Annotated in this window: 5 protein-coding genes; 3 read left to right on the top strand and 2 right to left on the bottom strand. The window is 44.2% G+C overall.

The features are described 5' to 3' along the window. Window positions 1–1703, bottom strand: a 1703-nt coding sequence (locus JGK36_RS33045) for a DUF4114 domain-containing protein (RefSeq protein WP_293201340.1), incomplete at its 3' end; no start/stop codon positions are given. 663 nt (window positions 1704–2366) lie between these two features. Between JGK36_RS33045 and JGK36_RS33040 the strand changes: the two genes are divergently transcribed. Next, entirely contained in the window at window positions 2367–2627 is a 261-nt protein-coding gene (locus JGK36_RS33040; RefSeq protein WP_293191343.1) for a hypothetical protein, read from the top strand. A gap of 46 nt (window positions 2628–2673) precedes the next feature. On the opposite strand, the gene JGK36_RS33035 is transcribed toward JGK36_RS33040, so the two are convergent. Next, on the bottom strand, window positions 2674–4311 hold the full coding sequence (locus JGK36_RS33035) for a PEP-CTERM sorting domain-containing protein (protein WP_293182996.1): 1638 nt from the start codon (window positions 4309–4311) through the stop codon (window positions 2674–2676). A 141-nt stretch (window positions 4312–4452) separates the two neighbouring features. On the opposite strand from JGK36_RS33035, the gene JGK36_RS33030 reads away from it, so the two are divergent. Together JGK36_RS33030 and JGK36_RS33025 are read left to right on the top strand one after the other, a co-directional pair. Further along, complete coding sequence (locus JGK36_RS33030) at window positions 4453–4701, top strand: hypothetical protein (RefSeq protein ID WP_293182998.1); 249 nt, start codon at window positions 4453–4455, stop codon at window positions 4699–4701. 1138 nt (window positions 4702–5839) lie between these two features. Next, on the top strand, window positions 5840–6103 hold a 264-nt coding region (locus JGK36_RS33025; RefSeq protein WP_293201338.1), incomplete at its 3' end, for a plasmid recombination protein.

Below are 6103 nucleotides of genomic sequence, written 5' to 3'. Positions count from 1 at the left end.
TTGACAATAAAGCTTTTGAGTACCGTCTCGCTGGTAGCGCCTGCTTTGTCATAGGCGATCGCCTTTACCTCATACTCCCCTGCACTTAAATCCGACAAATAATAGCTAAAAGTTCCCCAGCCTTGACTATCAGCGATGAAATTTTCAGCATTAATAACCTTCATCCATTCTCCGCCTTCCTTCTTTCTAGAAAACTCTACTTTTTCCAGGTTATCAACACCGTCGGCGTCGTAAACTTTACCGCCTGTAAAGCTGATTTGTTCTCCCACTTTGTAAGCAGGTAAAACATCAAATTGCAAGTTTTTAGGAGCTGTATTTGTTGGCGGTGTCGGAGTTGGCGGCGTAGGTGTCGGAGTTGGCGGTGTCGGAGTTGGCGTAACTGTAGCTTCTTTGACACTAAAGCTTTTGAGTACCGTCTCGCTGGTAGCGCCTGCTTTGTCATAGGCGATCGCCTTTAATTCATAATTCCCCGCCCCTAAAGCAGGTAGAGAATAACTAAAAGTTGCCAACCCCTGACTGCCGGCTGTAAAATTCGTTGCATCTGCTAAATTAGTCCACTCATCGCCTGCTTTTCGCAATGATAATTTTATTCTGTCTAGGTCGATCGCCCCATTACCATCGATTACTTTTCCACTTGTTAACTCAATCGTTTCACCAATTTTATAAATGGCTTTTAAATCGAACTGTAAGTCTTTCGGTGGCGTATTTATTGGTGGCTTTGATTTGAGAAAATCGATAAATTTCTTCCCGCCTTCAGAAGTAGTCCAATCCTTAGCCGGATTAATTACTTCTTTCAACGGTACAGCTTTGCCGATCGCACCTGTCAACTTAAAAATAACATCCTGATAATCGCCATCCGAACCCGTATCAACCCGCTGATCCTCTAGGGAAAATACCAAGCCACCACCATCAACGTCCGCTATTTGACCGTACAACCAAGCATCATTTGGGTTGAGACTAGATAACGAAAACAGCGGGCGCTTATCTCCACCAATATCGGGATTGTTAAAAACCTCTTGCACTGTACCATTTGGCACCAACATTACAGCATAAGCCTTTCCGGGAGTTGTGGTAAATGTCTTCACGCCCTGATACGGCCCATCATTATAATTTTCTTCTCCCAAAGTGCCACGAAATAGAGGATTTCCCCCCTCTACGGATTCAAAAATCGTGATATGACCCAATACAGAATTACTCAGCGATCGTCTGGCAGCTTCCTTCATAAATCCCTTATAATCTGAAGCAAATCGCTCCATACCATCGAGACTAAAAATAGCTATTTCCCCTTGATATCTGCCGCCATCGTTGAGAAAATCGAAGCCTACTTCACTTTTTTGCGAGACAAAAAATCCCGCATCAACCCCCAAACCGCTTAACGGATCGATTCTACCATCGGCAGTTAAACTGACTTGATAATTTGTGTAGCCGGAAACAGGAGAAATATTTAAAATATAATCCGCCGCCCCTAAATTATCGATGTTAATAATTCCAGCTTTTACGTCGCTAGTTGAAATACTTTTGATTACCTTCCCTTCTTTGTCGCGCAGTTCCATATTGATATCGCCACTAACACCGATCGCGGAGATGCGGGCGCTACCCATCCTGGGAAGACTGAAAAAATAGCTATCTTTAGGATCGGTGTTATCCGTAGAACCGATCGAGAAATAGTTATCGTTGAGGCTACCGATTTGAATATTGGACATTTTATACACCCCTTTCCTTAATCAACTTAGGTTTATCAAAAAACAACGACCCGGAAATAAATACAGGTATGGCGAATTTTTAATACTTAAACTGTCGTTTAAGATGCTTTGCCTCACTCAGAATGATAATATGAGGCTTTAATGGATGAATCATGAAAATCTTTTTGACGAACTATATTATTAGGCATTTTTTCTCTCCTGTCAATCGATATTTTGATGAAGACTTGATGAAGGCTTTATGAAGATTTGACAAACCATTTGAGTTTTTACTCCTGTTTTGTATAAGTTCGATCGAACGCTGGTAATTTGCAATTTGTCAACTGGTAAGACAGAATTTTTAGTGGCATTTTATAAAACAATCCTGGCAATTTCTAGCGATCGCACGCAGGGCAAAAAACCCAGTTTCTGTTGTTGATGCACGAGTCCCACAGCCAGCGAGGGTTAAAGGTCGAGTTCCCGTCACCCTCAAAAATCGGCCGTTACTTATCTATCTGGAAGCAGGCGTTAGTTTTATGCAGAATGCTGCCTAATCTTCATAAAACTTTATAAATTGGAGAATGGAGCCGGGAGAAGTGGGGTCAGCAAGGGATCTCGCCAAAACATTCTCGAACCGGAACTTACCCCCACACGGCGAAGTTTCGTTGTTGTGGCGCGCCCTCAACCTTGCCGAACCGCCCCCCACACGGCGAAGTTTCGTTGTTGTGGCGCGCCCTCAACCTTGCCAAACCGCAACTGCCACCGTACCCACAGCCTCTACCCATGGGTAATAAGTTAAGCCTGTATGGCAGTTGTCAAGGGGATACCAGAAATCGGACTTGTTCTTTGCGGGCGATTATTCAGCAAACCCTAAGCTGTTTCGCATTTAAACTGGGATTTTTGAGTGCTGAAACCGCAAGCCTTGCCGAGATAGCCCGATCGATTTAAATGTAAAACAGCTTAATTAAATATAATCGATCGCCCCCGCAAAAGATTACTTGACTTGCACTTTTCGATCGCTGCGTTTGCGTTTCCATAACAAGCCGCCGAAAATTGCAGCCGCAGTTACTATCCCTCCAATTTCTGAAGGTTCGGGAACAGGTTCAGCACCATCGATCGCCCGCATTTTAAACGAGAACTTATCCCGATTTGATTCTAATTTTATTGGGAATGCTAGAGGGTTAGTCGGCTCGATTGGTGCATCGATACCGAGTACGCTAAACTCCGATACGCCGTAACCGAGCAAAGCCACAAAATCCACTATTTCATTAGGCTTGAATTTGCCGATTTCTTGACCGCCAACTGCGATAGAAAAAAGTTCGTCAGCATCAATACCGCTGGGCAAACTGAGAATTTTCGTAAATAGCGATGGTTCGGTTGGCTTGGGATTAAATGCGATCGGACTTGACCCAACAATATCCTCGCCGATTTTGAACGCAAAACCCGCCGAGGTTGGCGGGTCAAACCACAGGCGATTTGCTACATTATTAAAAATATGCCAACCATCCTCAAAACGATCGGGTAATACAGGATTGCGCTGAGAACTACCGCTGATAGGATCGAGCAGAAAAGCATGATTTGTACCAGTCGCGCGGTTAATCCCTTGACCGACAATTTGACCGCGATCGTTAATGCCGCTGATTTGCTGTAAAAACCACCCAGAATCAGCAGGAATCAAACTGTTAAGGTTAGCCATTTCGCCGTCTTCCCAGATTAAACCGTGACTGAGGCTGCCATTGACACTTGTGTTACCAAAACCGACTGCTTGTCCTTTATTATTAATTGCAACCCCGTAATTGACATTGCCACCGAGAGTTTTGAGTTCTGTAAGTTTACCGTTTGACCAAATAACAGGTTTACTTTGCCGAGTGTTCTTATCTGCTGAATGGCCGATCGCCTGTCCCAAATCGTTGATATCGTAAGCAATACTGTCGTTGTGTCCTTCCAGAGTTCCCAAGTCTACGATCGTGCCATTTTCCCACAAGGCAGCATGAGTTATGCCGAAAACAAGACCGGAATAACCAACTACTTGCCCTTTGTTATTGATACTCATAGCCCCGCCATTGAAACCAAGAGTATCGAGTTTTGTCATTACACCGCTTTGCCATACAAAGGGGTTAAATTGCTCTTGGGTAATGTTAAACTTACCAACTATTTGCCCAGCATCATTGATGTCACTAGCGCTACTGCTAATGCCACCAAAATAACCGAGGTCTGTCCTTTGACCGTTTTCCCACAAATAGGCATTATCCGTCCAATTTTCGCTGAGATATCGGCCCACAACTTGACCGGAAGTGTTGATTTGGTAAGCCCAAGTGCTGTCGGTAACTTCAGTCAATTGACCGTTTTCCCAAATCCAACCCACACCATTTTTACCCATTACCACTTGTCCGAGATTGTTGATACTGTAAGTGTTGCCGGGGCCGAGGTCTGTAATGGCATAGGAGGAAAAACCTGTATGGATACTGGCGGCGCTGACTGGTTCAACTACGGTAAATCCCAATAAAGTAAAAGCAGTCAGCGACAGACAACTTTGAACAAACCCGCGAGAGGAAGTTTGTTCAAACATTTTTTTTAATTTTTTCACGTGCACCTCAGAGTCGATGGTTGGGTTGGCATTGCTTGTTTGCATAGAAAACGAGTTCCCTGTATATCTATCAGGGTGTCGATCGAGATTTTATGCGCTGACGCGACAATTTGTTACAAAAATTTACTAAAACTTACGCCTCGCCGTCCAGAAACCGAGTTTTCTACGACAATACTAGGTTCCAGAATGATAATCGCTGTCGGTGGGAGAGTCCACCAACAGCGATTATTCGATCGTCATTATTATTCAATTACATTTCTAGACATTGCGGGTATGGCTCAAGGGCGAAAAATTTTGAAGCAAGCGGTGTTGGAATTCCTAGTTCACGGGCTGCGCTACGTATTCTACGCCCAACCAGGTTCCCTCTCGCGGGGACTGCCAAGGGCACATTCTGCTGAACCTTTGCAAAGCAAGCTGGTTTGTCTCACCATCTGAGGTTTATATCTGGCCCGACCCTGAGGGTATCGTGAGAGGACAGGCGATCGCGCCTCTGTACCGTTCAGTCCCCCAAGCTGCCAAGAACGATCCAAAACTTTATGCCTTACTCAGCTTGACTGACGCTATTCGAGTTAGTCGGGTGAGAGAGCAACGTTTAGTTATAGGCGAACTTGAAAAGCTGCTTGCTTCAAAATAATGGAATCACTGGGTACCACAAGAAACTACGGTTTTTCGATCGACAATTTGCACAATATTAAAAAGAAAATGTGCTTAATGATACCGATTCGTAGCAGCAACCAAATTCGGGTTTACTACGATCGAACACTACCAAACTGCTACCAAACTAGATTTACCAATACTAAAACTACACTAAACTTGACGTTACAACACTCGTTCGCAGTTCATCTATTTTCGTACACTTTCATCTCATTTTTGTCCGCGAACGTTGTACTTTTGTCTATGAACGTTACACTTAGATCCATTTTAATCCACACACCCAAATATTCATATAGCACAAGGAATACAGGTGTTTTCAGACCATCAAAAATTGCATAGAATAGCAGGTAGGCATTGCCAAAAACCGAGATTCAGGCAAATACTACAGGGGGGCATGGAAGCAAATATTGCGCGTCTTTACTTACTCCGCATTGCGCCGTTTTTTACCATTTCAGTCACCGAATACTTGGGAGTATCGAAATACCTGTTTTTTTGACAAAAGCGCAGAATCGAAAAACCTATCTCAAAAAGCCTAATTTGCAGATCATAACTGATGCAATTGTTCAGCTTGCTGTTGGATAGTGCAGTTATTTTTGCTGCTATGAGTTAGGAGTATAGCGGTTCTCAAGCCACGCGCGGGGTACAAACCGATCTATGGATGCCCTATGCCCAATCCCCAAGGGTACCTCATCGAACAGAAAAGGGCTATACCAGTGATGCCCGTTACGATCGACTTTAAGGGACTTCTCCCGTGAACTCGCCCCCATCCACAAAATGACCCGACTTGGATAGATTTAGTGACACAGAAATTAGCCCAAGTTACGATCGACTTCTTGGCAATTATTTAACCACAGAGTCTCAAAAGCATAAGTCAAAAGCATAAGAAAGCGAGCAAAACTTGGGAGGTGAGGACACCGCCATGTTTCGTACACCACAAGCCATTTTGAGAGTTGGAAAACTTAAATCGATCGAATGTTTGAGAACAGCGGCCAGACATAACAGCCGAACCACTGTCGTACCAAATGCTGACAAAAACAAGACTGTTGAAATCTTGCAAGGCCAAACATCGCCCGAAGCAGTCGTAGAACTAGCACGGGCAAAAATTGGCTCTCAAAAAGTCCGAAAAGATGCAGTCATTGCCGCAGACATCCTCCTGGGGGCTTCCCCCAGCTACTTCAGACCC

This window comes from Microcoleus sp. PH2017_35_SFW_U_B (assembly GCF_020737865.1).
Lineage (GTDB): Bacteria > Cyanobacteriota > Cyanobacteriia > Cyanobacteriales > Microcoleaceae > Microcoleus.
This window is presented reverse-complemented; position numbering and strand designations above follow the sequence as displayed.